At 34.1% G+C, this 26287-nt stretch carries 27 protein-coding genes and 1 pseudogene; 17 read left to right on the top strand and 11 right to left on the bottom strand.

Annotated features, from left to right (window positions below; genetic code table 11):
• The first annotated feature begins 48 nt into the window (after positions 1-48).
• The 3 genes from LMD38_RS17875 to LMD38_RS17865 all read left to right on the top strand — a co-directional run bounded on the left by LMD38_RS17875 (position 49) and on the right by LMD38_RS17865 (position 1881).
• Positions 49-690, top strand: a complete 642-nt coding sequence (locus LMD38_RS17875) for a DUF3885 domain-containing protein (protein ID WP_029141095.1) — start codon at positions 49-51, stop codon at positions 688-690.
• A 156-nt stretch (positions 691-846) separates the two neighbouring features.
• Positions 847-1422, top strand: a complete 576-nt coding sequence (locus LMD38_RS17870; RefSeq protein WP_016717100.1) for a histidine phosphatase family protein — start codon at positions 847-849, stop codon at positions 1420-1422.
• A gap of 87 nt (positions 1423-1509) precedes the next feature.
• Positions 1510-1881, top strand: a complete 372-nt coding sequence (locus LMD38_RS17865) for a hypothetical protein (RefSeq protein WP_000461775.1) — start codon at positions 1510-1512, stop codon at positions 1879-1881.
• 18 nt (positions 1882-1899) lie between these two features.
• Here LMD38_RS17865 and LMD38_RS17860 read toward each other — a convergent pair whose 3' ends face one another.
• The 3 genes from LMD38_RS17860 to LMD38_RS17850 are packed head-to-tail and all read right to left on the bottom strand — an operon-like array spanning position 1900 to position 3520.
• A complete protein-coding gene (locus LMD38_RS17860) occupies positions 1900-2736 on the bottom strand; it encodes an alpha/beta hydrolase (protein WP_289814197.1) in 837 nt (278 codons plus the stop codon).
• Between the two features lie 60 nt (positions 2737-2796).
• Positions 2797-3126 (bottom strand): DUF3147 family protein, encoded by a 330-nt coding sequence (locus LMD38_RS17855; protein WP_016717102.1) that lies wholly within the window; start codon positions 3124-3126, stop codon positions 2797-2799.
• Positions 3110-3520, bottom strand: coding sequence for a MarR family winged helix-turn-helix transcriptional regulator (locus LMD38_RS17850; protein ID WP_061183326.1), 411 nt, complete (start codon positions 3518-3520; stop codon positions 3110-3112). The genes LMD38_RS17855 and LMD38_RS17850 overlap by 17 nt, the downstream gene beginning before the upstream one ends.
• A gap of 121 nt (positions 3521-3641) precedes the next feature.
• Here LMD38_RS17850 and LMD38_RS17845 point away from each other — a divergent pair, with 121 nt between their 5' ends.
• Entirely contained in the window at positions 3642-4469 is an 828-nt protein-coding gene (locus tag LMD38_RS17845; protein ID WP_228919827.1) for a PP2C family serine/threonine-protein phosphatase, read from the top strand.
• Between the two features lie 42 nt (positions 4470-4511).
• Here the strand turns inward: LMD38_RS17845 and asnB are convergent, their stop codons facing one another.
• Complete coding sequence (gene asnB / locus LMD38_RS17840) at positions 4512-6335, bottom strand: asparagine synthase (glutamine-hydrolyzing) (protein WP_074585823.1); 1824 nt, start codon at positions 6333-6335, stop codon at positions 4512-4514.
• A 264-nt stretch (positions 6336-6599) separates the two neighbouring features.
• Here asnB and LMD38_RS17835 point away from each other — a divergent pair, with 264 nt between their 5' ends.
• Both LMD38_RS17835 and LMD38_RS17830 read left to right on the top strand, forming a co-directional pair.
• Positions 6600-7166, top strand: coding sequence for a sigma-70 family RNA polymerase sigma factor (locus tag LMD38_RS17835; protein WP_061183324.1), 567 nt, complete (start codon positions 6600-6602; stop codon positions 7164-7166).
• Positions 7163-8269: a DUF4179 domain-containing protein gene (locus LMD38_RS17830; protein WP_228919825.1), complete on the top strand. Its 1107-nt coding sequence runs from the start codon at positions 7163-7165 to the stop codon at positions 8267-8269. Before LMD38_RS17835 ends, LMD38_RS17830 begins: the two co-directional genes overlap by 4 nt.
• Positions 8270-8309: 40 nt before the next feature.
• Here the strand turns inward: LMD38_RS17830 and LMD38_RS17825 are convergent, their stop codons facing one another.
• On the bottom strand, positions 8310-9383 hold the full coding sequence (locus LMD38_RS17825) for a WD40/YVTN/BNR-like repeat-containing protein (RefSeq protein ID WP_016717107.1): 1074 nt from the start codon (positions 9381-9383) through the stop codon (positions 8310-8312).
• Between the two features lie 189 nt (positions 9384-9572).
• Between LMD38_RS17825 and LMD38_RS17820 the strand changes: the two genes are divergently transcribed.
• Together LMD38_RS17820 and fbpA are read left to right on the top strand one after the other, a co-directional pair.
• Complete coding sequence (locus LMD38_RS17820; RefSeq protein ID WP_061183322.1) at positions 9573-10472, top strand: cation diffusion facilitator family transporter; 900 nt, start codon at positions 9573-9575, stop codon at positions 10470-10472.
• A 193-nt stretch (positions 10473-10665) separates the two neighbouring features.
• A complete protein-coding gene (gene fbpA / locus LMD38_RS17815) occupies positions 10666-10836 on the top strand; it encodes a Fur-regulated basic protein FbpA (RefSeq protein ID WP_000098301.1) in 171 nt (56 codons plus the stop codon).
• Positions 10837-10892: 56 nt separating this feature from the next.
• On the opposite strand, the gene LMD38_RS17810 is transcribed toward fbpA, so the two are convergent.
• The 3 genes from LMD38_RS17810 to LMD38_RS17800 form a co-directional block, all read right to left on the bottom strand.
• Positions 10893-11564, bottom strand: a complete 672-nt coding sequence (locus LMD38_RS17810; RefSeq protein ID WP_061183350.1) for a GntR family transcriptional regulator — start codon at positions 11562-11564, stop codon at positions 10893-10895.
• A 16-nt stretch (positions 11565-11580) separates the two neighbouring features.
• On the bottom strand, positions 11581-12546 hold the full coding sequence (locus LMD38_RS17805) for a DMT family transporter (RefSeq protein ID WP_061183351.1): 966 nt from the start codon (positions 12544-12546) through the stop codon (positions 11581-11583).
• Positions 12547-12731: 185 nt separating this feature from the next.
• Positions 12732-13919: a GTP-binding protein gene (locus LMD38_RS17800; protein WP_061183321.1), complete on the bottom strand. Its 1188-nt coding sequence runs from the start codon at positions 13917-13919 to the stop codon at positions 12732-12734.
• A 183-nt stretch (positions 13920-14102) separates the two neighbouring features.
• Here LMD38_RS17800 and LMD38_RS17795 point away from each other — a divergent pair.
• The 5 genes and pseudogenes from LMD38_RS17795 to fumC all read left to right on the top strand — a co-directional run bounded on the left by LMD38_RS17795 (position 14103) and on the right by fumC (position 20224).
• Positions 14103-15079: pseudogene (locus LMD38_RS17795) on the top strand (permease).
• Positions 15080-15092: 13 nt separating this feature from the next.
• The gene (locus tag LMD38_RS17790; RefSeq protein ID WP_153044382.1) at positions 15093-15959 is read left to right on the top strand and encodes a TIGR03943 family putative permease subunit; all 867 of its coding nucleotides are present in this window, start codon (positions 15093-15095) and stop codon (positions 15957-15959) included.
• Positions 15960-16070: 111 nt separating this feature from the next.
• A complete protein-coding gene (locus LMD38_RS17785; RefSeq protein ID WP_016717111.1) occupies positions 16071-16730 on the top strand; it encodes a class I SAM-dependent methyltransferase in 660 nt (219 codons plus the stop codon).
• 332 nt (positions 16731-17062) lie between these two features.
• A complete protein-coding gene (gene nhaC, locus LMD38_RS17780) occupies positions 17063-18466 on the top strand; it encodes a Na+/H+ antiporter NhaC (RefSeq protein ID WP_000843989.1) in 1404 nt (467 codons plus the stop codon).
• A gap of 369 nt (positions 18467-18835) precedes the next feature.
• Positions 18836-20224 carry a class II fumarate hydratase gene (gene fumC, locus LMD38_RS17775; RefSeq protein ID WP_228919824.1) on the top strand — a complete coding sequence of 463 codons (1389 nt, stop codon included), beginning with the start codon at positions 18836-18838 and terminating at the stop codon, positions 20222-20224.
• A gap of 64 nt (positions 20225-20288) precedes the next feature.
• Here fumC and LMD38_RS17770 read toward each other — a convergent pair whose 3' ends face one another.
• Both LMD38_RS17770 and LMD38_RS28655 read right to left on the bottom strand, forming a co-directional pair.
• Positions 20289-20654 (bottom strand): PH domain-containing protein, encoded by a 366-nt coding sequence (locus LMD38_RS17770; protein ID WP_043896957.1) that lies wholly within the window; start codon positions 20652-20654, stop codon positions 20289-20291.
• A gap of 852 nt (positions 20655-21506) precedes the next feature.
• The gene (locus tag LMD38_RS28655; protein WP_262464893.1) at positions 21507-21632 is read right to left on the bottom strand and encodes a hypothetical protein; all 126 of its coding nucleotides are present in this window, start codon (positions 21630-21632) and stop codon (positions 21507-21509) included.
• 224 nt (positions 21633-21856) lie between these two features.
• Here LMD38_RS28655 and LMD38_RS17765 point away from each other — a divergent pair, with 224 nt between their 5' ends.
• Positions 21857-22621 carry a DUF2087 domain-containing protein gene (locus LMD38_RS17765; protein ID WP_014893866.1) on the top strand — a complete coding sequence of 255 codons (765 nt, stop codon included), beginning with the start codon at positions 21857-21859 and terminating at the stop codon, positions 22619-22621.
• 99 nt (positions 22622-22720) lie between these two features.
• On the top strand, positions 22721-24130 hold the full coding sequence (locus LMD38_RS17760; protein WP_000804169.1) for an MATE family efflux transporter: 1410 nt from the start codon (positions 22721-22723) through the stop codon (positions 24128-24130).
• Positions 24131-24186: 56 nt separating this feature from the next.
• On the opposite strand, the gene LMD38_RS17755 is transcribed toward LMD38_RS17760, so the two are convergent.
• Positions 24187-24885, bottom strand: coding sequence for a peptidase E (locus LMD38_RS17755; protein ID WP_000762133.1), 699 nt, complete (start codon positions 24883-24885; stop codon positions 24187-24189).
• A gap of 496 nt (positions 24886-25381) precedes the next feature.
• Here LMD38_RS17755 and LMD38_RS17750 point away from each other — a divergent pair, with 496 nt between their 5' ends.
• Together LMD38_RS17750 and LMD38_RS17745 are read left to right on the top strand one after the other, a co-directional pair.
• Positions 25382-25780 (top strand): DUF3942 family protein, encoded by a 399-nt coding sequence (locus LMD38_RS17750; RefSeq protein WP_014893865.1) that lies wholly within the window; start codon positions 25382-25384, stop codon positions 25778-25780.
• A 93-nt stretch (positions 25781-25873) separates the two neighbouring features.
• Entirely contained in the window at positions 25874-26287 is a 414-nt protein-coding gene (locus LMD38_RS17745) for a BlaI/MecI/CopY family transcriptional regulator (protein WP_016717115.1), read from the top strand.

The following is a 26287-nucleotide window of genomic DNA, read 5'->3' as shown; positions in this document are numbered from 1 at the left end:
AAATAATTTTATTATGTAAACAATGAGCTGTTAAAGGTAGGTGTTGAGATGAGGTTGAATGAGTATATGCTTGAAACGTTTCCAAATTTAGAACTTAGACCACCTTTATTTTATAATGGGGATATTGGTATTCGCTTTAGGTTAGGTGTGAACTATGATTGCAATAACATTTATGAAAACTGCCCATATTTAGAGGGCGTTTATAATAGAGCTATTACTTTATTTCGGTCTTTACATGCAACAGAAGATGATATTTATATCGTAGTGGATGTAAATGAATATGCAGACGGTGAAACTTTCAAACACAAATTGAATATCTTTTCTAAGTATGTAAAAGAGAAGTCTGATTTGTTTAAGTTACAGAAAAATACAATCCCTTATGTTTTTCCAGAAGACGATGAAGACGGGGTATATAAAACACATAGATATACTTTGAAATGTAAAGTTTCAGACTTGAAATATATTCCTATGATAAAAGCAATTTGTAATCAAGATATGGGGATAAAACCGCGTATTTTTCATAGGGTGTATTTCATAAATATTAACAAGAATACTATATTTCACATTTATGATGATAGAGGTTGTGATGTATTAGCTACCTCTCCTAATACAATTAGGAATATGTATCATACATATAATGATTGGATATTAGAATACGACAGAAATAAAATTGATAAAGTATTTAATTGAATGTAGTCTATTTTAAATGAGGGAAATACCATAGAGGTGTTTCCTTTTATTAATATGAAAATCAATATTTAAATTTGAAAGCACTTATTACAAAGGTAAAGGGATTTGATGGTAATGTATTGAATTTGGGTAGAAACGGAAAAAGGAGATGAATAAATGACAACAATATATTTCGTTCGCCATGCCCATTCTACCTATACAAAAGAAGAACGGGAGCGTCCTTTATCTGAAAAAGGACACTTGGATGCAGAGAATGTAACAAGGTTATTAAAAGATAGACATATTGATGTAGTGATTTCTAGCCCGTACAAAAGAGCAATTCAAACTGTACAAGGGATTGCGAATACATATGATGTATCGATACAAATAGAAGAAGATTTACGAGAAAGGTTATTAAGTTCAGAGTCAGTAGCAGATTTTAATGATGCGGTCCAAAAGGTGTGGGAAGATTGGGATTTTGCACACGAAGGCGGAGAATCGAATGATGTAGCGCAAAGGCGTGCTGTAATATGTATGCAAAATATATTAAAAAAATATGAAGGTAAGAATATTGTAATAGGAACTCATGGGAATATTATGGTATTACTCATGAATTATTTTGATTCAAAATATGATTTTCGATTTTGGAAAACAATTCGTATGCCCGATATATTTAAGTTGAATTTTCATAATGAGGATTTAGTTTCTGCCGAAAGGATAGAGAATACGGGTCATCAGATAAATAATTTGTAAAAGTTTATCAAAAAAAGAGGAAAGAGAGATATTATTGTAGAAGTATGACTTTGTAACATAAAAAATATGTTAAAGGAGGCTGTTTACATGTTTGAGAAAGAGAAAGAAGGGCTTATTGAAGTTCACAACGTATATGAAATTGTACCACCAGATGGAACAATTATTGGTATGGCAACGGAAGAAGAAATGGAAATTGCTGCTGAACTAGAGCTGCAGTACTATGCTCATTCTCGTTTGTTAGAAGCAAATATTCAGTTAGACGGTTCCTCCTACAAAGAGTTACTTCAGGAGTTCCAGGAGTACGAAAGAAAATCAATGAGCTTTTGGCGAGCAATACATAAGCGTTTAGCTGTGCCGTGGGCATGGGTATTACGTATTGATGTTGCGAATGGCCCTATATATGTAAGTAATGGGAATGCGTATTACGAAGAAATCGATGATGAAGAAGATTATGAATAGATAAGTAAGGAAGCAGCTTTAGTTGCTTCCTTTTTTTATTTTTAGGGAGTGAACCGCTTCAATGATAATATCTGGTCGATCATTTTCAATTCCGTGGCCAGCATGTTCGGCAAGTATATATTGGCTGTTTATTGAGAGTTGTAATTGTTCATGAATCAGTTCTTGCCACATTGCTTCAAGTTGTGTCGCTTCCTCTTTTTGCATGCCGCCCTCAGTCAACTGAGTAATAGAATATTGAGGGTCTCTACCGATAACGATTAAAGGTACTTCTAATGTTTTATAGAGTTCTTTTATTGAGCGAGCACAATTTTTCCACGTAGATAGTTCAGAAGCTGTCGCTTTATATAATGTAGGAGAGGTAGAAAATTCAATGTACTGTCTTGATTGGTTAGCGAGTATTGGCTTTAGTTCATTAGAAAGCATGTCTACATCCATTTTAGAGTATGTATTATATTTTTGAAGCCACATATCATCCGAATCAGTCTGATCAGAAATTAGTAAATGAAGTTCATCTAATCGGTGTAAGTTCATGGATGTAGAATCAACTAAAATAAGTGCTTGCAACTTATCTTCATGTAACATCGCAAAATGTTGTGCACATAAACCTCCATAGGAATGACCGATTAGAATGATTGGTTCGTGAATATCTAGTTTTTGTAGTAACATATGAAGTTCTTTTGTTACTTGTAACGTAGTACGTGAATAATTCCTTAGTTCACTTTTTCCATAACCTGGGCGATGGTAGGAAACGACTGTAAAGTGCTGTGAAAGCTTTTCTATAATAGGAAGCCAATCATAAAATGAGCAAGTCATTCCGGTTTGAATGACTACAGTTTGTTTACTACTTCCTTTCATATATACTTCTATAGTTTGCCCCAATACCTCTACAAGTTTATAAATAGTAACCCCTCCTAACTAAGATTGAAGTAATTTTTGACAAGCAAAAACAATGCACCAAACACCTATACCGAACAGGACAGATGTACTAAGTGAAAACGAATTTTTTAATCCAATATAAACGATAAATAATAGTAGTGCGGATGCAGGAAATCCATATAATACACCTATAGCAAATTGACTTAATTCTTGTTTGTTCCCGCCTTCGAAAGAAATCCAAAATAGGCTTAGTAAACTTACGAGAGGAAGGGCAGCAATAAACCCGCCAATCGTACTATAATGTTTAGCGACTTCAGTAATAACACCGATAATAAGTGCCGAAACGATTACTTTAACGAGGAAATGCATACTTTGCCTCCTTCGCTAATAACGAAAAAGCTTTTTCGATTACTTGTTGTTCTTCTTTCGATAATTGCGATTCTAATATTTTTATCTTTTCTTTATCTAGTAAAGTATGCTTTTCTAATACTTCAATGCCTTCTTTCGTTAAAGTAAGGTTCACAACTCTTTCATCTTGTTTGTTTCTTTCTTTCATGATATACCCTTTTTGAATAAGGCGCTTTACGTGTTCAGATGCTGTGTTATGAGAGAGAGTAAGCTCAGTAGCGACTTTTCCAATTGTTATATCTTTCTCACGAGAAATGATTTGTAAAATACGAATGGCTTGGTGAGAAAGGTTGTCTTCATATTCATATCGTAAGTGATAATAAATGCTCTCCCAATGCTGATTGATGTCTTTCATAATAAATCCTCCTGTTTTTATATCGTATAATAAGATATATTCGTTATTACAGAAGTAAAATCCTTTTATTTGGATAAAAAATGTTGAAAAAGTTTATTTTTATTGAAATATAAGGTAATCTATGTGTAAAGGTATACATTCAGCAAGAGAGAGGATGATAGCTGTGAATACATTCAAATGGATGAGTCATGAACAGATGTATGTAGATGAAATACATGTTGAAAAATGTGGTCCTCTTTCAGTCGGCGTATATGGGGGAAATCAAGAGAGTGATGCATATGAACGAGGAGATGCGGTGCTTGCTTGGTGGGATCCGGAATTACAATTTGAATTTGTTATGATTTTTGATACACACCACAAAACAAAAAATATTGATTATATAATAGAAGCCATTTCAGAAAGAAAAGAGAAACTAAAGGAGTTATTTTCCTACCCGATACATTTAGCTTTTCATCATACACATATGTACTTATTAGCATTATTTACAGATGAGTTGTTTATTGAAAAATGTGATCAAGATGATGAGGAACTTGCATGCTTAATTTGTTTGCGAAAAGGTGAATTTTTATATTGGTTATCAGTCGGTGATTGTTTCGCATATTTATTCCATTCTGAGAAAACGAAAAATGGTAAAGGGCGATTAAATAAGCGGAAGAATTACGAATATATTGGTAGGAAAAATATTTTTGCAGCAAATACACCTTGTTTTACGTCAGGCGTAAGAGGATTAGAAAAAGGAATGAATCACATCGTAATGGCAACGGACGGTATTTTAGAGTGTGATAAACGAAGGTTTGATGATGACCAATCTTTAATAGAAATATTACACGACGGAAGTTGCTTACAGATTGAACCAGTATTAACAAATGTACTGCAGTGGAAAGGTAGAGATTGTGCCACAATTATTGGATGGTCCATTGACACTGAAAATAAACGTTGTACTAATTAATATAAAAGGAGTTCAAGGTTTTTATCCTTGAGCTCCTTTTTGTTAAGCAATATGGATGTGATACGTTTTTAACCACTCATTTACTTGAAGCATGTATTCCATAGCACTTCTTGCTTCGAAATTGTTAATTTCTTTATTACTTTGATCGGCAATAGCAAGTAATGTGGAATGATTAATAAGAGAGAAAATAGGATTGTTTTTATTACTACACATGTCGAGTGACAAATGACGGATTGTTTGTAAATAATGTGGGTCTTGTGAAGTTGGATAAGCACTTTTTCTTCTATTCCGTACATCATCAGGTAAAGCAGGCTTTAATGCTCTACGTAAAATGCCTTTTTCAATATTATCAATGCTTTTTATGTTGAAAGGAACGTTCCATAAATATTCAACTAATCTATAATCGCAAAACGGTACACGAACTTCAAATCCTACGGCCATACTCATACGGTCTTTACGGTCAAGTAAGAACGGAAGAAATCTCGTTAAAAATAAATAAAACATTTGACGTTGTTTCGCGGATTTTTTACTTTCGCCTTCAAGAGTAGGTACTTCAAGTATCGCTTCTTGGAATCGTGTATCAATATATTCTTCTAGATTACATTGGTTACTTACTTCATGTAGTAGAAGAGGAGATGTATTTTTCCAATTTGTTAGCCAAGGAAACTTATCTACATATAGTAATTCTTCTTGATGAAACCAAGGGTATCCACCGAATACTTCATCAGCAGATTCGCCAGATAAAGCTACGGTCGCATCTTTTTTCATTTCGCAAAATAGTAAATATAGTGAAGTTTCCATTTCACCAGCACTCGGTAAATCTTTTGCACGGAGAGGAACGAATAAGTGATTTGCTAATTCTTCAGCATTCACAATAATATCATGATGAGATGTCCCTACATGTTCAGAAACGCGTTTTACCCAAGGAGCGTCTAAACCAGTGCGAGCAAATGTCAGTTCGAAATCTTTTGCGCTATTTACAAAGTCAATGGAATACGTATGAAGTGTTTTATTTTCAGCAGCAAATTCTTTTCCCGCTAGTGCAGTAATACCGCTAGAATCTAATCCTCCTGATAACATGCAAACGAGAGGGACATCGGCAATTAATTGTCTTTTTACTGTATCTTGTAAAATAGATAAAATATGTGATGATGTATCTTCTATAGAATCTGTATGGACCTTACTTTTTAAATTCCAATACTTCGTAATTACTTTTTTATCACGTGTAAATGTTATAGAATGTCCGGCACGCACTTCTTTAATATGTTTAAAGATGCCACACCCTGGAGTTCGAAATAAGCCTAATCCAAATATTTCATTTATGCCACCCGCATCAATTTCAGCGGGGACAGATGGATGCGCTAATAATGCTTTTATTTCAGATCCGAAAATAATGCTGTCATTTCTTTCTGTGTAAAAGAGTGGCTTTACGCCTAAATGATCACGTGCTAAAAATAATTGTTGCTTCTGATCATCCCATAAGGCAAAAGCGAAAATTCCATTCAAATGTTGTACGCAGTCTTCTTTCCATTCTAAATAAGCATGTAGTAACACTTCTGTATCTGAATGCGTTTCAAATGTATGACCACATTTCCTAAGTTGCTCTCTAAGCTCACGGAAATTATAAATTTCTCCATTATAAGTAAGAGCATACGTATAATCACCAGTACGAAATGTCTTCGGCTGTGTTCCGCCTTCTGGATCAATTACAATTAAACGCCGGTGTGCAAAGGCCGCACGAGGCGAAAACCAAAATCCTTCAGCATCAGGACCACGATGCTGAATACTATGTGCCATCTTTTCTAAAATAACATGTTCATTGGAAAGGTCCTTATTCCAATTTACCCAACCTGTAATTCCACACATACACATCTCATCTCCTAATTTAAAATAGTAGATTAATGAAATAAAATGTACACTAAGTTAAAGAGTGACTATATAAATAGTGTACTACATGAATCAAATTGCAGACTTGAGAAAATTTTCTTTGAATGCATAGTTATGTGAGACAATGGCTAAGGGAAAGTATTCCATTACATACAAAAAATAATAAAAAGATGAGAGAAAAATTTTTTCTAGACGTTATATAGGGTGTAAAAGCTTTTACAAAAAAATAAGGGGAATCGCTACATGAAATCAAATGAGAAAAATTTTATAAAAAGATTACAGCGGCAAAAAGAAGATGCGCTAGAATTTGTTGTCGATACATATTTACCACTCATCAAGGGAATCACGCATAAAGTTCTACTTCCAATTCAAAATGATGGACTTATAGAGGAATGTGTAAATGATATTTTCCTATCCATTTGGAATAACGCAAATAAGTTTCATGGAGAGCCGAATGATTTTAAAAAATGGATTGCAGCGATTGCGAAGTTTAAAGCAATTGATTATTACCGGAAGGCAACTAAAAAAGTAGAAATTATTTCGGATGAGTTTCATATTAGTACGGAAAAGTCAGCGGAAGATGAATTAATTGTTATGGAAGATAGAGAAGAATTATTGAAGCTTATTAATCAATTAGAACCGCTAGATCAAAAAGTATTCATTATGAAATATTTACTCGGTATGAAGACAGAGGAAATAGGTGACAAGTTAGGGTTAACCCGGGCAGCGATCGATAATCGAGTGTACCGGGGGAAAAAGAAACTACAACAAAATGCTACGAATATTAGTTTTGGAGGTAGTGCAATATGAAAGACATTTATGAACTATTAAATGATATTGATATAGATGAGAAAGAACTTGAGGAAATTGAGGCTTCTGAAATTGAAAAAGAAAAAGTGAAGCGCAACTTAAAACAATCTATTCGTACGAAGAAAAAGATGAAAAGTTGGAAAAAAGGCGTTGCTGCTGCATCTATTTTAGTAGGATTATCAGTTGCAACGCTTGGTATTGGGTTTCCTACATATGCAGGGGGATTGCCAATTGTAGGTGATATATTCCGATTTTTAGATAATGGTAGAACAGGGCTATATGAAAATTATAAAGAGTTTTCGACTGAGTTGAATATGACGCGGGAGAGTAATGGGGTTAAGATTACCATTAATGATGCTGTGTTCGATGGTAGAACTATTACAATCACATATTCTATTGAGAGCGAAAAAGATTTAGGAGAGAAACCGTTCCCATTTGGAAGTCCGCAAGTTATGGGCTTTGATGGCGGAGGAGGTAGTTCAAACGTTACAAAAGTTGGAGAGGGGAAATATGTAGGTATGACTACGATGAGTGGTCATGGTAGTGAAAGATTAGATGTTGCAAATGTTTGGTGGGATATAGAGGCAATTGAGTTGGATTATGAAGGTAATGTAATAAAGGGAAACTGGAATTTCGCACTTAGTTTAAAAGCAATGGATAGTAAAGAAGTAAAGGTTAATGGGGTTTCTGAAAATGAATTAATAAAAGTAAATATAGACAAAATGGAAGTAACTCCGATGTCATTTATCGTTTTTTTCAATCAGGAAGAATCTAAAGTATTAAGAAGTATATGGGATAGCGCTGATGTGGAATTAGAAATAAAAGATGATTTAGGAAATAAATATGCTGGTGAAGGAAATGGCGGAACTAGTACAGTAGCAGAACCGCACAAAAGTAGTTGGAGTTCCACATTCCAAAAGTTAAATAAAAATGCAACAAAGCTTATCGTTACACCTCACGTGCACTTGCGAGTTCATACACCTGAAAATCATGGTGGAGTGGAGTATGTGAATGGGAAAGAGAAGAAAATAGAAGTACCGAAAAAAGAAGCGAAGAGTAAAGATATTGTTCTAGATGATATTGTAATTGATTTAAAGAAATAGAAGAGAGACTGCCTAAAACGATTAGGCAGTCTTTTTCTCCTTAAGAACTAGTAACAAGTAAAGCGTGCGGGTGTTGTGTTTTATACTCATCTTTCCACGGAATGTTTAGTTGTTCCCACGATTCGCCGCTATCATTGGATTGAAACACGCCATTGTTATTTAAAGTGTAAAACGTATGTGGTTCTGCTGGATTTGTCGCAAACATTGAAATGACTGTACCGATTGCTGATGGTAGACCTTGCTGTACTTGCTGGAACGGAGTATCTTTCGTTTTACGATAAATATAAGATTCATAAGGAATACGGTGATGAGCGAGGTCAGCGCTTGGTGCGGCAGAAACGAGAATTGTATCACAATCAGCTGGATCGATAGCCATGCTGTATAAATAATGATGTTCAAGTCCTTCGCTGCATGAAATCCAGCTGTTTCCACTGTTATAACTTTCGAGGTATGCGCGATCAGGTCCGCCCATAAACCCGTCACCACATGATGCATAAAGGCGATTTGGAGCTTCAGGGTGCATAAGCAATTGATGAGCATCGATAGGAGCACCGAATTTTTTATCCATCCATGTATGCCCTCTATCATTACTTTGAATAACAGCACCAGCTTCAATTGAAACATGGATTGTATTTGGATTATTTGGATCAACTGTAATCCAGCGTACGTGATGGGTAAACGGTCTGGGCGGGAAAGCCCACGTATAAGAAGATAATAATGATTTCATATTTTTAAGTTCAGTCCACGTTTCACCACCATTTTCCGAACGGAATAAAGCACTAGGTTCTGTTCCTACATAAACGACGCCATATCCGTTAACTTGTTCATTAGAGCTTATCGTAATGGAAGTGATCGAAGAATGTAAAATACCATCTTCTTTTGGGAAATCAAAGTAACGATAAGAATCTCCAATTGGTCTCCATGAATCTCCGCTATCGTCACTTAACCAGAGACCTCGTCCAAAAGTGCCGCAATATATACGATTCTTTTGAAATGGATCAACAGCGATACAGGTAGGTTGCATATTTTGTAAGTGATACGCTGCTTCATAGTTACCATATCGTTCTTTCACTACAACAAGTTCACGTTCCATACAGAGAAATAATCTTTTCAATTTCGTCCCCTCCTTAAAAATTCTTTCCTTAGTAAACAATATGAAAATAAAAAAGAAGTAGTCTTGTTTTTATTTGAGAAAAAGGACTTGTTTGAAAAATAGCGAAGTGTGTATACAGAGGAAATGGGATAAAGATAGGGAGTTTGTTCCATACTAATGTACAGATATTATCCTTAAAGGAGCCTTAGTATGGGACATTCACATGATCATGGTCATTCAAAAAATAAAAAGGCGTTACTATTCGCATTCTTACTAACAACAAGTTTTATGATTGCTGAAGTTATTGGGGGATTTGTAACAAATAGTTTAGCACTACTATCTGACGCGGGGCATATGCTAAGTGATGCGGTATCGTTAGCTTTAAGTTTACTTGCGTTTAAGCTTGGAGAAAAAACAGCAACGACTGCAAAAACATATGGATATAAGCGAGTCGAAATGTTAGCGGCATTATGTAACGGTGTCGTTCTTATTGTCATTTCAGTATACATTTTTATTGAAGCAATTCGCCGTTTTAAAGAGCCAGTTGAGATTGCTAGTAATGGGATGCTCATTATTGCTGTACTTGGTCTGCTTATTAATATTTTATCAGCTTGGATATTAATGAGAGGCGGAGATGTGAAGGGCAATTTAAATTTAAGAAGTGCTTTCTTACACGTATTAGGAGATCTATTAGGGTCAGTCGGAGCGATAATTGCTGCGTTACTTATTAAGTTTTTTGGATGGACTGCTGCAGATGCGATTGCTAGTATTCTTGTGTCTATTTTAGTCATTATTAGTGGATGGCGTGTAACACGTGATACGGTCCATATATTAATGGAGGGTGCACCACAACACATAAATGTGGAAGAGGTAAAAAGTACATTATTAAATATTCCGGTTGTAAAAGAAGTTCATGATTTGCACATATGGTCTGTCACATCGGATTTTCAAGTATTAACTTGCCACTTGATTATTAAAGGAAATGAAACACAAAGTGTATTAAAAGAGGCTACGGATGTATTAAAAGAGAAGTTTCATGTAGAACATGTCACCATTCAAGTAGAAATAGATGGTGAATTTAATCATAGTGAGACAACTTGCAAAGTATGAAAGAAAAAGGATAAGAAAAAGTGTCATAACATTTTTCGCACGGCATACATATATATAATGTGGCCACAAATACTTTGTAAGGTAAATATTTCATGAAATTACTTTACTTATAAAGAGTCATCTTTTATAATCAAAAGTGGTAATTGATAAAGATTATCATTTTCAATGATCGTAGAAAGGAGTTTTTTAAAAGATGAGTAGTCAACTCCGTTTTGCTGTTGAAAATCGTAAGAGGCATTTAATTGATGAGTTAATTGGAGCGGGTGTGTTTAAAATTCGTGACCGACAATTATACGAGCTGTCTTTAGAGGAATTGGAAAAAGAGTACGAAGATATGGAAGATTATGCAGATATTCAGGCATAGCTATATATATTAGTAAAAAGAGAGCTGGTTACGATTTTGTGTAGCCAGCTCTCTTTTTATTTCGTAGAAATTATTTTTTGTATTTCTTTCATTGGACGAAGCCAGTTTTGAGTCATCATTCGTTCTATTTGTTTTTCGTCCTGCTTTTGCAGTGCTTGAATGATGGAGTGATGTTCTTCAATAGATTGACTTGCTGGAACGAAGTTTTGGAAAAACAAGTATTCAAGACGTAAAACGTGAAGTTGCATATTTTCTAGAAAGGGTTCAATATATTGATTTTTAGCAATAGAAGAAATGGTATTGTGAAATTGTATATCTAGTTGTAAAGCTTGTTTTGTGTTTTGTTTCTCTATAGAGCACTGAAAATCATCATTTATTACAGAAAGTAGTTTCAAATCAGCGTCTGTAATATTTTGAAGTGCTTGTTTTCCTATAATAGAGTGAAGACCAGCCATCGTCTCATAAATGATCGGAATGTCGTCTAACTGAATAGGAGCAATTTTTGTTTTTTGTCCAGGTACCATTTCCACTAATCCAGAAAGCTCTAATATTTGAAGCGCTTCTCTTACAGGTGTTCTGCTTACTCCTAGTGCTTCAGCTAGTTCCCCATCATTAATTTTTTCATTGGGCTTCAGTACACCTTCAATAATCCAATCTTGTAGTTGATTTAAAACGAGTGATTTTGCTGAAACTCTTCCTAGTTTTTTATTATTTTGAGGGATAGGCATAGTGAATTCAATCCTTTCATTGTATATTTTCCTTTTTCTCATGAACAAGCTTTAATTCGGGTTTCCCTTCATCCGGTTTTTGGCTTAAGATAAGCACCATTACAATGACACAAAGGGCCCCTAATAACTGAAAAGATTGAAATGGTACATGTAATATAAGTACAGAAGAAATAATAGCTGCGAGTGGTTCTGTACAACCGAATAATGTCGTTTCTTTCGGGGTTAAGTATCGTATGCTGTCTAAGTATAAATAAAATGCGATGAGTGTTCCGAAAATGATGACAAATGTGATGAGCGGTAAGGTATTTAGTTTTACATATTTCATCGTTGACAATAAAATGAATTCTTTCGTAGTAATAAAGTGTACAATCGTTACACCCATACCCCCAATAATCATGCCCCATCCAACGATAACTGAGGAAGACCATCTATCTAGTAATTCTTTTGAATATAAACTATAAAAAGCAAGAGATAATCCAGATAAAATACCCCAAATAATAGCTGGTGTAGAAACAGCTAAGTTATGAACAGACCCGTTTGTTAGTAAGAGGAAAGTGCCTACTAATGAAAGGGCAATTGAAATAAAATCAATTTTTGATGGACGAACGTTCCATTTGAAAAGTAAGTATACAGTAATAAATATAGGAGCTAAATATTGCAATAATGTTGCAACGGCAGCATTTCCTTCTTTAATAGAAGCGAAGTACGTGTATTGTACAGCAAGCATACCGAATAGGCCAAACAATATCATTTTAGTAGCATCAGATCTTTGTTTCCATATGCTGAATATTTCTTTTTTTCTCGTTCCGAATGATGAAATAATGAGCAAGATAACGCCCGATATAAGCAATCGAATTGTAACTAACCATTCAGTAGAAACATGTTCATATTGAAAAAGTTGTTGTGCAGCTGTTCCGGATAATCCCCATAAACAAGCACCAATTACAACCATAATGATTCCTTTTAAACGATTTGGATTCATCATGTATTGATTCCTCCTTTCAAAAAATATATTGTATACAATATGCAATATATCACGAAATGAATAAAAAACAAACTGAAAATTCTCTCTTTATGTAAAGCTGTTATTCAGATTAAAGAAGTTTGTTAAATAAGAGAACGATAAAATAGAAAGGCTTTCGTTTACGGAAGCCTTTCTATTTTAAATTATGAAGTGTAAGTAAAAGCTGGAATAGGATCAATGAATGTATCCCAGTTTTCTGCCATTTCTTTTTCTGTTAATAGACAATCATCTAATGATTGTTCAATTAAAGAACGGTTCATATCAATTCCGATAAATACGAGTTCGGTTATTCGATCTCCATATCGCTCGTTCCAGCTTTTCAATACTTCGGGTTCTTCTGTAATAATTTGATTTCTTTCAGTTTCAGGTAATGCCGCTATCCATTCACCGGCTCCTTGAATTGTAATAGAGGAACCCGCTTGAGATAGAAGCCCTATCATATTATTACGTGATGCGAGCCAGAAAAAGCCTTTTGCTCTTACGACATCCACAGGCCATTTTTCTAGCCAATTCATAAGGCGTTCAGGATGGAAAGGATATTTACGGCGATACACAAAGGAATTGATGCCATATTCTTCAGTTTCAGGTGTATGATGTTCACTATTTAATTCTTGTATCCAACCCGCCGATTGACTCGCTTCCTCATAATTGAATAAGTTTGTATTCAAAATTTCTTGCAGTGGTACGTTGCTAAATGAAGTTTCAATAATTTTTGCACTAGGATTTAATTTCTTAAGTAAATGATGGAGCTCTCTCACATCTTCTTTTTCTAGTAGGTCTATCTTATTAAGGAGAATTACATTTGCAAACTCAATTTGATCTATTAATAAATCAATAACTTCCCGAGTATCGTTTTCATCAATTGCCTGCTTACGGTCTAATAAACTTTCACCATCTGCAAAATCATCCCAAAATCTATTTGCATCTACAACAGTAACCATCGTATCGAGGCGACAATTTTTTGTTAAGTCAATGTTCAGAACATCGTCTGTATACGTAAACGTTTGGGCAACTGGAATCGGCTCACTTATACCGGAAGATTCAATAACTATATAGTCAATATCACCGTTTTCCACAAGCCGATTCACTTCTATCATTAAATCCTCTCGTAGTGTGCAACAAATACAGCCATTTTGAATTTCTACTAGTTTTTCCTCCGTACGTGAAAAACCACCTTTTTTGATAAGGGATGCATCAATGTTTACTTCGCTCATATCATTAACGATAACAGCTACTTTTAAGTTGTTCTTATTAGTCAAAATATGATGTAGTAAGGTAGTTTTTCCAGCTCCTAAAAAACCACTTAATACAGTGATAGGTACTTTTTTCATGAAATACTCTCTCCTTTAAATCGTAATGATTACGTTTTATATTAAATGATGGAAAAGAAAAAATCAATAATAAATCATAATGATTACGATTTAAGAATAGAAATAGACTATGAAATTTGTGCTATAGCAGGAAGCTTTTGGACAAGCACTTGTTTACATATAAGTAAAATGGAGGCGAGAAGGATGGTCTTTAATAGGGTTTCAAAAGAATTAATAGGAATAGCTCTTATTGTTATGTTTCTCTTTTTATTATTTTTTGTAGATTTTACAAGTTTAGCAAATTTGCATAAAAGTATGCCAAAAGAATGGTTGAATGTGAATACGGTGTTTTTAAGTATTATATTTGAAGCAATACCATTTATTTTATTAGGGGTAATTGTTTCTTCTCTCATTCAAGTGTTTGTGACAGAAGATATGATTCAAAAAGTAATGCCGAAATCTCCAATTGTTGCAATGGTTCCAGCAGTATTTGTTGGAATTCTTTTTCCAATGTGTGAATGTGTCATTATACCAATTGTAAGAAGGCTCATTCAAAAGGGGTTACCACTTCATGTGGGCATTGTTATTTTGCTAAGTGCACCTATTATGAATCCAGTTGTTCTTTTATCTACTGTATATGCGTTTCAAAAAAATGATTACATTGTATATGCACGCTTTGGGGTAACAATTCTTGTTGCTCTATTCATAGGTTTAATTGTGTATTATCGCTATCGCGAAAGAAATGTTTTAAAAGACGTAGAGGTGTCAGTTCAAAAAACAAAAAAAAGAGTTGGAAAGATGTTATGAATCACACTGTAGATGAGTTTTTTGATACTGGTAAGTATTTACTGATTGGTGCCTTTTTAGCAAGTGTATTTCAAACATTTTTTGATCGGAATGTACTGGATGCAGTAGCACATAACGAAGTAATTGCCCCAATTATTATGATGGGATTTGGTTATGTTTTATCTATTTGCTCTGCGGCCGATTCGTTTATAGCGGCATCTTTTGGACATGTTTTCTCTGTAAAAGCACTTCTCGCATTTCTTGTGTTTGGACCTATGCTTGATATGAAAAATACATTGATGCTATTTGCTTATTTTCAAAAGAGATTTGTATTCTTTTTGATTGGAATTATTATTTTATCGGTGTACGCAATCGTGCAAATTACAACGTTATAGGAGGTGGGAGAAAGTGGAGGAAAAGAAAGCTTATCATCGCTATATTCGTGGCATTATTTTAATTGGTTTAGCAATGCTCTTATTTAAACTATTTGTAACAGGCAATATTTATAATTTTATCGCTCCAAAAATGATTAAATTTACGTATATAGCTTTTGTAGTGATTTTACTTCTTGGTTCATTACAAGTTTGGGGAGATGAGAGAGAGGAACAAGATGATTGTAATTGTTGTGTGCATCATAGGGAATTGAAGTTAGGGTTAAAAAGATATTTTGTATATGTTTTATTTGTTGTTCTAATTATTAGTGCTTTTTTATTTGGAGGTGTAACAATTGATGGAAGTTTAGCAGGAAAAAGGGGTATGAATCAAAGTGTACAGGCGATAAGTATGGAAAAGAACGAAAAAGAGGGAATACAGGCAAATTCTAATGGGAAAGAACAAGATGAAAGTTCGAATTTAAAAGTGACTGATCAAGCGGAAGAACAATTAGCAAAAAGTATGTTGGGACAACGAAAGATACAAGTAGAGGATAAGGATTATGTTCAAACAATGAGTATAATTGGTCAAGATGTAAAAGGATTTAAAGGGAAGGAAATTACATTCTCAGGGTTTATATATAATGATAAGGATGTGACAGGTGATAAAGCGGTAGTGGCGCGATATGGCATAACTTGTTGTATTGCGGATGCATCAGTCTGGGGGATGATTGTTGCAGGGGAAAACGTAAAAAAGCTCCCACAAGAAACATGGGTGAAAATAACAGGTTTGTTGGACGAAACGACATATAAAGGAACGCTATTTCCACTCGTAAAAGTAAACAAAGTGGAGAAAATCAATAAGCCAACAGACCCATATGTATATGATGCTTTACCCCAATAAAAAGAATAAATTCTTCATATTTTCATGAAATAGAATCATAATCATAACGATAAAAAAATAAAGATAAGAGTAATTTGGTTTGTTAAAAATATGGGTAGAAGGAGATATGCGATGAGCTGGGTTACTCATAAACCAACATTTGAATTTGATAATTATAGCCATTTTATTCGGGCAAATACGGCGTGGATTGGGCATTTAGATTTTGCATATGATTTAGTAAGGTTTGAAAAGCCGGAAGTATTAGTCGAGTTAGGTACACATTTAGGAGCTTCTTTTTTTAGTTTTTGTCAAGGGGTAAAGGATGGGGGATTAGCTACAAAATGTTTTGCTGTAGATACTTGGACGGGAGATGAGCATACAGGTCCATATGGAGAAGGCGTTTATCAAATCGTAGAGAAAGTCGTAAATACGAGTTATCCCAATATAGGTAATTTAATTCGTTCTACTTTCGATGAGGCCGTTGATCAATTTCAAGATGGAACGATAAACTTGTTGCATATTGATGGCTATCATACGTATGAAGCAGTTTCTCATGATTATAAAACATGGTTACCAAAACTTGCGAATAACGGTATTGTCTTATTTCATGATATTGAGGTGAAAGATCGAAACTTCGGTGTGTATAAGTTTTGGGATGAAGTCACAGCAAAGCACCCTCATTTTCAGTTCCAGCATTCATATGGACTCGGCGTATTATTTCCGAAAGGTTGTAGCGATAAGTTTGTGGAAATACTTAAAAATAAAGAAGAAATACAAAATATGTATAAATAAAAGTGGAGCATGCATCATTTGAATGATGCGTGCTTTTTTGTGTGGGGAATAATGATATTCCTTTAAACGGTGAGGATAATAGTAAAAGGTTTTATGTTGGCAAATATTAAAAAAGTTACTCTTTGATTGTTAAATATAAAAAATGTAACATTTTTTATATTTTCCATTGCGAAAAGTAGCATCTACTTTTACAATAGAAAAGGTGTCCAATATATTATACTGGAAAAATAAATCGAAATAATATGAAAATTTTGTTTTGTCTTCGCTAATTGTATATTACATACATGTAAGACGACACACGTCATGTTATCGACTTGTAAGGAGAGAAAAAAATGAAAAGTGTAAGATTACCATCGATGCTAGAAATCATAGTTCTTTTATTACTATTTCTTGCTGTTGTCTTTTCCTTCCAAACAATTTTTGATCTCCCAATTCAATTAGCGCTATTTATTTCATGGTTTTTAGTAATTGCGCTTGGATTAAGATTAGGATTTCGTTATCAAGAATTGCAAGATGCAATTACGAAAGGGATTTCTAACGGATTAGAAGCAATACTGATTTTAGTTGCAGTAGGTGCTTTAATTGGAACATGGATTGCTGGTGGCGTTGTACCAACATTAATCTATTATGGATTAGAATTTATTCACCCTAGCATATTCCTATTAGCAACATTAATTATTTGTTCGATCACTTCTATCGCGACAGGAACATCATGGGGAACAGTTGGAACAGCAGGTATTGCTATGATGGCGATTGGTGAAGGGCTTGGTTTACCACTTCCACTTGTTGCTGGTGCAGTTCTTTCAGGAGCTTATTTCGGCGACAAATTATCACCACTTTCTGATAGTACTGTTCTGGCAGCTTCTATGGCGAAAGTAGATGTTATTGCTCACGTTCGAGCTATGCTCGTATTAGATGTTCCGGCTTATATTATTACTAGTATTATGTTTACTGTAGCTGGTTGGATGTATGGCGGAGATAACGTAGATTTAAATCGAGTAGAGTTTTTAAAAGAAGCTTTATTAAAGCAATTTGATATTAAAATATGGATGCTTGTTCCAGCGGTCATTGTTATTGTTCTATTAGCACTAAAGAGACCGTCTATGCCAACAATTGCAATGGGAGCTTTAATTGGTGCGATTTGGGCAACTCTTTTCCAAGGAATGAACTTTGGAGATGCCATTGGAACAGCGTATAATGGATTCTCAATTCAATCTGGTGTTGAATTTGTGGACAAGTTATTAAACCGTGGTGGAATTAACGGTATGCTTGGATCAGTAGCCGTTATTATTTTCGGTTTAGGATTTGGTGGATTACTTGAAAAACTAGGTGTTTTAAAAGTAATCGTATCAAAATTTGAGAAGAAATTAAATTCTGCAGGTAATGTAACATTGTCTACATTAATCGTGGCATTCTTAGCGAATATATTTGGTTGTGCAATGTACGTATCATTAATTTTAACACCGAAAATTATGGAAGAAAGCTATGATAAATTAAAAATAGACCGACGTGTATTAGCACGTAACTCAGAAGTAGGTGGAACGTTAACTTCAGGTATGGTTCCATGGTCTGATAATGGTATTTTTATGGCTGGTATTTTAGGTGTAGCAACGTTCTCATACGTTCCGTTTATGTGGTTAAGCTTCGTATCGTTAATTTTAGCGGTTATTTACGGATATACAGGCAAATTTATTTGGTATGTTGATGATGCTGAAAAAGGAAAAGAAGCATCATAAATAAAAAATCACCTTCTACGTGTTGTAGAAGGTGATTTTTTATTTTGTAATAGGAGTTGAAGAAGTTATCTCAACCTCATATTTAGCAATTTTTTGTCGTATCTTTTTCTGCTAATTGACGAACAAGTTCATATCCAATTCCTTTATTTGCACCTGTTATGAAAGCATATTTTTTCGTATTGAATTCCTCCAGTAGTGTTATAGTAGGTTACAAAGGAAAGGGTACAGCATAAACTTAAGTTTAGGCCAAGAGGAATTTTTAAAAATAAGTATAGAATATCTACATATATGAGTGAGAATTCTTATCATTTAAGAGAAAGTCTGTTATTATAAGAAATGTAGGTATTTTATTTTCAAGGGGATGAAAAAATGGAGTACAGAATTGAAAGAGATACAATAGGAGAAATTAAAGTTCCAGCTGATAAATTATGGGCAGCACAAACACAACGTAGTAAAGAAAACTTTCCGATTGGAAAAGAGCAAATGCCGCTTGAAATTGTAAAAGCATTTGCCATTTTAAAGAAGAGTGCAGCACTTACTAATAAAAAATTAGGAAAGTTATCAGAAGAAAAAGCAGAAGCAATTGTGACAGCAGCTGACGAAGTGATTGTAGGGAAATGGAATGAACATTTTCCACTTGTCGTATGGCAAACAGGTAGTGGTACTCAGTCAAACATGAATGTGAATGAAGTAATTGCAAACCGAGGGAATCAAATTTTGAAAGAGAAGGGATCTGACGTACATATTCATCCGAATGATGATGTGAACATGTCTCAAAGTTCAAATGATACTTTCCCAACTGCGCTTCATGTAGCATGTGTACTCGCAGTAGAAAATCACGTGTTACCAGCAATTACGAAATTAAAAGAAACGTTAGCAGAAAAAGTAACTGCATTTGAACATATTATAAAAATTGGTCGTACACATTTACAAGATGCGACACCGTTAACATTAGGACAAGAAATTAGTGGATGGCACCGTATGCTTGAAAAAACAGAGCGTATGATTGCAGAGAGCAATACATATATGAAAGAGCTTGCGATTGGTGGTACTGCAGTTGGAACAGGTATAAACGCCCATCCTAAATTTGGTGAGATGGTATCTGAGGAAATTAGCCAATTTACAGGTAAGCAATTTATTTCTGCACCAAATAAATTCCATGCATTAACGAGTCATGATGAAGTTGTATATACGCATGGGGCATTAAAAGCATTAGCAGCGGATTTAATGAAGATCGCTAACGATGTGCGCTGGCTGGCAAGTGGTCCACGTAGTGGGCTAGGAGAAATTATTATTCCAGCAAATGAGCCAGGAAGCTCTATTATGCCAGGAAAAGTAAATCCAACGCAAAGTGAAGCGTTAACGATGGTTGTAGCACAAGTGATGGGAAATGACGCAACAATCGGATTTGCAGCGAGCCAAGGCAATTTTGAGTTAAATGTATTTAAACCTGTTATTGCATATAACTTCTTACAATCTGCTCACTTATTAGCAGATGCAATTGTTTCATTTAATGATAATTGTGCAGTTGGTATTGAAGCAGATGAAGAAGTCATTAAAGAGAATGTGAATCGTTCATTAATGCTTGTTACAGCATTAAACCCGCATATCGGATATGAAAATGCAGCGAAAATTGCGAAGCATGCTCATAAAGAAGGGTTAACTTTAAAAGAAGCAGCATTGCAATCTGGATTACTAACAGAAGCACAATTTGATGAAATTGTCGATCCGAAAAAAATGATTGCTCCGAAAGAGTAATAAAAACGCCAAGATTCTTTGTTTAGAATCTTGGTTTTTTTATTACTGTAAATGCCAAAATATATTATTTGTTAGCAGACATATTCAATATTTTCATATGTGGGCAGTTTTCTTTTAAAAGTGCAATGAATTTTTCTTCTTCTTGTGGTACGAAAGTTGTCACAGAGTCGAATAAATTATAATGGATTTCTAATTGCTGTCTAGTCCATTTCTTTGAATGAAGTTTTTTACCAGAGTATTTAATGTGGCGAATATCTTCAAAGGGAATTTCAGTACGTAGTATGAAACCATGTTTTACGAAAAGAGATGATTCTGTTACGTTGTAGTGAGAGAAATAGAATGAAGAAAGATTCACGATATTTAGCAGCATCATGAGGGTGAAAAAAATAGAATTTTCATTTTGGAAAAATAGTGAAATGAAAAAAATCATGATAAATAATTTGACACTCCCACGGCTAAAGCCGCAAGCTGACTAACGTCAGTGGGATTCTTGCTACCAAAGGCGAAGTCTATTTCTAGTATCGCTGACGTGCAAGATTGCGGTGTGCCATCACCACTCCATATCCAGTGCATCTAGCAGATACGGCACTCGTTCTATTACCAAACGAGTCAGATTGTGAGTTCTCAAATGTGTTTTAGCGTCTTGTACTTGACGACTCAATACATTTTACGGAGCAGAAGAATTTGTTACTCCAACCTCATATGTATTCTGTTTTCAGAGAACAAGATTGTTTTAGAGACTTTCACTTGTCTGTTATGAAAATTATACCATTTCAAATACTTGATGTACAGAACATACTTTCGGTATTTTATCTATACATCGCATTTGACCTCACTATCATCCCACCCCTAAAGGAGGTACTATCGCACCGTAGTGGGCTTTCCTATTCGGAAAATCTGTAATAAAAATGACGTGAAATGGATTTTTTTTCGCTTTAAATTTCAAGTTAGTCACCTCGGTATACGTGTACTTTAACTAAATTAAATCATAACATTGTAATAAAACGTGTGAATATGCATAATTGCATATTCACACGTTTTATTATTCATGTAAAATTTCTTGATGGGATACATTCAAAAGAAGTTTTGTAATAGTGGAGTGGCATGAAGTGACTTACAAGAATAGAAAGATAGTGTTAGTCATAATTAGTTGTATGATGATTATGGGGAGTTGTGCTAATACATTTGTTGAAGATAGAAACCGAAAGCATACATTTGTACAGGCAAGTAAGGTTTTAGTTGAGACTTTAAATAGAATATATAAAAAGTAAAAGGTGTTTTCTTATACGGAAACACCTTTTTTAGTTAAAATTGAATGTACTTTCTCCCAATGTCCATATTCACTAATTGCATATGTATTTTGGGCAATTTGTTTAACAGTAAACCAAGGGTCGTCCAGAATATTCATGTTTTGTTTCACATCCTATCGTAATTCATATATTAAATACATTCGCTTTTCGTTGCTTTATGTCCTTTTAAAAGAATATCCAATAGACGTTTTTATAAAAGTTTACAAAATAGGTAAACGAAATATTGAAAAGTTTGTTTTGGTTATGTTAAGATGATGAAGTGATAATAAACGTTATTAAGATTTGTCTATTTTAAAACAAACATTTTAAAGGAGTGTTTAGTATGAGTGATATTTCAGAGAAGTTTTGGGACGCTTCAGTTGAGGAGTTGAAGAAAGGGTATGTATTTGAAGCGGAAGCAGAGGAATATATTTGTTTAGCGTGTGGAGAAGCGTTTATTAAGGGTGTTATTTATCAAGATAATCAAGTTTTGTATGAAGCAGAGAAGTTTGTACAATTGCATGTGCAAAACGAACATACGTCGATGTTTGATTATTTATTAAATCTAGATAAGAAGTATACAGGTTTAACTGATTTGCAAAAGAAGATGGTTCAGTTTTTCCATATGGGGCTGAATGATAAAGAGATTGTGAAAGAGATGGATGGGGGAAGTACTTCAACCATCCGCAATCATCGGTTTACACTTCGAGAGAAAATGAAGCAAGCGAAAGTGTTTTTAGCGTTAATGGAACTGTCAGAAGAAAAATCAAAAGTACAAACGAAATTTGTACCCATTCATAGAACAGCAACGATGGTAGATGATCGTTACAATATTACAGAAGAAGAAAATGATGAAGTGTTAAAAACGCATTTTACAGAGGGATTAGATGGACCTCTTTCTAAATTTCCAAAAAAGCAAAAGCGTAAATTAATTATATTACGTCATTTAGTGACGAAGTTTGATAGTAATAAAAAGTACACTGAAAAAGAAGTAAATGCTATTATAGAAAGCGTATATCCGGATTTTGTAACTTTGAGAAGATATTTAATCGAATACGGGTTTTTAGATAGAACAGCTGATGGAAGCCAATATTGGGTGAAGTTATAATAACATAGGAAAGAATATGAATAGAAGCACACCATTACAACAAATATACAAAAAGATGGAAGTTGAAAAACAGATTTTTAATAAAAGGAGAAATGAAATTTGAAACCACCTACAAATAACAATAAAGAAGGTGCGGAGTCACATAAGTTAGAAAGTGAGAGTAAACCGATTTGGAAATCGATGTCCATGTTTTTAGTACCGTTACTATTAAGTAATGTACTACAATCAGTTGGACAATTATTCGGTATGGTAGTAGTAGGAAGATGGCTTGGAGTGAATGATTTAGCGGCCATATCGGCATTCTTCCCATTATTTTTCTTACTTGTTTCATTCGTAATTGGTATTGGTTCAGGGAGTTCCATTTTAATTGGTCAGGCGTTTGGGGCAAAAAACGAAGATCGTTTAAAAGCGATTGTTGGTACGACGCTAACATTTACCTTTATTATTGGAGTTGTGTTAGCGATAGTAGGTAGTATTTTTGCAATGGATATTATGCGCCTTATGGGGACGCCAGAAAATATTATTGAAATAAGTGTACATTATGCACGTATTTTATTTATATCGATGCCAATCTTATTTTTATATTTCGCATACACAACGTTTATGAGAGGTACAGGAGATTCTAAAACGCCATTTTACTTTTTAATTGTAAGTACAGCGCTAAATATGATTTTATTACCAATCCTTATTTTTGGATGGTTAGGTGCTCCAAAATTAGATGTGTATGGAGCAGCCTATGCTTCTGTTATATCTACAGTTATTACGTTTATTGTCATGTTAGTGTATTTAAAGAAGAAAAATCACCCGCTACAATTAGATAGTACGGTAAGGAAATATCTTCGAATGGATTGGGGTTTATTAAAGTTATTACTACGACTCGGTATTCCAGCAAGTGTTAATATGATATTAGTTTCATTATCAGAAATTGCGGTAATCGCGTTTGTAAATCGTTACGGTTCGGATGCAACAGCAGCTTATGGCGTTGTGAACCAAGTTGCAAGTTATGTACAAATGCCAGCCGTTAGTCTTGGTATTACAGTCTCCATTTTTGCTGCACAATCAATTGGTGCGAATCAATTTGATCGATTGCAGAAAGTTGTGAAGGCCGGAATTATTATGAACTACGTCATCGGTGGTGTGTTAATATCTCTCATTTACTTGTTCTCAAGAGACATTCTAGCACTATTTTTAACGAGTCAAACTACAATTGAAATTGCTCATAGCCTAGTTATGATCACATTATGGAGTTATTTAATTTTCGGTCATGCGCAAATTATTAGTGCGACAATGCGAGCAAGCGGTACAGTATTATGGCCAACTGTTATTGGCGTCGTATCAATTTGGCTTGTTGAAGTACCTGTAGCGTATTACCTTTCTTACCATACAAGTCTTGGCATAGAAGGGATATGGATTGGATACCCAGCAGCATTTATTGTCAGCTTAATACTACAATATGCATATTATAAGCTTTCATGGCAGAAGAAACGAATTACACGATTAGTGAGTTAAACACTAAAAATGTCCCTAAGTTATTATACTTAGGGACATTTTTTATAAGTGCAGATTTACAAATAGCTTTTTAAAGTAATATCAAAATGTTGTCTAATGAGTTTATTATCACTCATATAAAATTCCCACGCTTTTTCTGGTTCACCGATAATTTCAAAAGATTCTTCTGTAATATATAAGGCGCAATTATCTTCTAGTGCAATGCCTTCTATATTACCTTGATGATTTTGTAAAAAGGAATGGAAGGCGTTCATTCTATTTAATTGATTATAATGTGGACAAAACCTTTTGTTCACAATGCCCCAGCCGTTACTCTCTATATAACCAGAACCTTCATAATCTGAGCGGATACTAGATGTGAACCAACACATAGCACCAGCGCTACACCCTGCAATGAGCGTTCCTTGCTGCAGAGCCAATAGTAATTTTTCATCGAGCTTATGTTCTTTCCATTCTGTAATCATTTGAATATAGTTCCCGCCACCGAGATAAATTAAATCAGCAGACTGAATCATTTCGTCTATTTCATATTTAGAAGGTGTATCGGCTATAATACGTAAAATTTGTACGTCACAGTGTAATTGTTTTTCGAATGTGTCTAAAAATAATTTTATATAGCTTTCATCATCATGACTAGCTGTAGGAATGAATAATACTTTCGGATACTGTTTATTTGTTAATTCTATAAGTCGCTCATTAATAGGCGAGTGATTTGAATCTTGTAAATCACCGCCACCAATGACAGCTAATTTCATAGTAAAGCACCACCTAATCATTTTCGTTATATAAAAATTCGATAGAAGAGAGTTACATTCCTTCTCTTACGTAATGAATAAGTAGAAAATGGGGTTTAAATATATTGGAATAATAAAGGTGATAGTGGCTATATAGGAAAATGAATTAGAAACAGTTTATCCCGCAATAACGGGCAGTAAGACCCCCATCTCAAAATTCAGCGGAAGCAAAGAAGTTAGGCGGGGGATGAACAAAACCCCTACTGATTAAAGTTTCACCTTATTGTTATATAATGCTTCTTACTATTGTTTCAAAATATGGAAACAATATGTTTAAATAGATATAACGAAGCATGAATTCATATTGAATGAGTGCCTATCCTTTAAAAAAGAACTGGAAATAATATAGATTTTACAAATGAGTTTTTACTTTTAATAGGAAGTTGTATTACAATATGGTAAAATTATTTCAATATATTTATTTAATATAAAAATACAAAGAGGGAGCGTGAAAAAAGTGGATTTTCGATTTGAATTTACAACGAAGGTGAAAGAATACTTGGATGATGAGAAGGATGAAAAAATAATAAAAGATGGACATAGAGATATCATTTTTCAATATTTATATCCACTAGAGAGTGAAATTGGTATTTATAAAAATCCTAACTTTACTTTTTTTGCATCAGGAAGACGCTCGCATATCGTATTAGAAAACATTGAATTTAAAACAGAGGTAAATGTAAAAAGTAACATCATTGAAATTACAAAAATAGTGGATAATGTCGTTATCCCGTTAGATACTATCGTAGCGAAAGATCGGGAATTGTTTGCACTTGGGCGTAATGAGAAGTTTAGTGTACAAATATTAGAGCAGTATCTGTTTGAAACATTTGGAGAAAAGTTAGGTTTACAGTAAATGGGATTTGGGAGTGGATTTTAGTGTATAGCATTCATAATTGACCTTTTATTTCATTTATACTACAATTCGTAGTGTGAAAGGAGCTATACGATGTTTACTCAAAACTATAAGCTAAATGAACAAGGGCTAAATCATTTCTTTGGACCGCTTGAAGCAAAGATTATGGAGATTGTTTGGTCTAGTGAGGGTATTACGATTAAAGAAGTACAGCAGAAATTAAGTGAAGAATCACCTGTAAATTTTAATACTGTAATGACAGTTATGAACAGGTTAGTAGAGAAATTACACTTAGAAAAGCAGACTATGAAAAGAAGTGGAATATATCGTGCTGTACAAACAAAAGATGAATTCTTATCCAATCAAACGAAGAAAATGACACAGGAATTGATGGGGGAATTTGGTGATTTAGTTGTAAATCATATGCTAGATGAATTAGAGCAAGTTGATCCGACTTTAATAAAAAAGTTAGAAGATAAATTGAGTCAGTTAAAAAAAGAGGATTAA

It is taken from the genome of Bacillus pacificus, from assembly GCF_020861345.1.
In the GTDB taxonomy this organism is placed as follows: Bacteria; Bacillota; Bacilli; order Bacillales; family Bacillaceae_G; genus Bacillus_A; species Bacillus_A pacificus.
The sequence above is the reverse complement of the archived record's forward strand: the minus strand, read 5'-3'. Positions and strand labels throughout refer to the sequence as shown.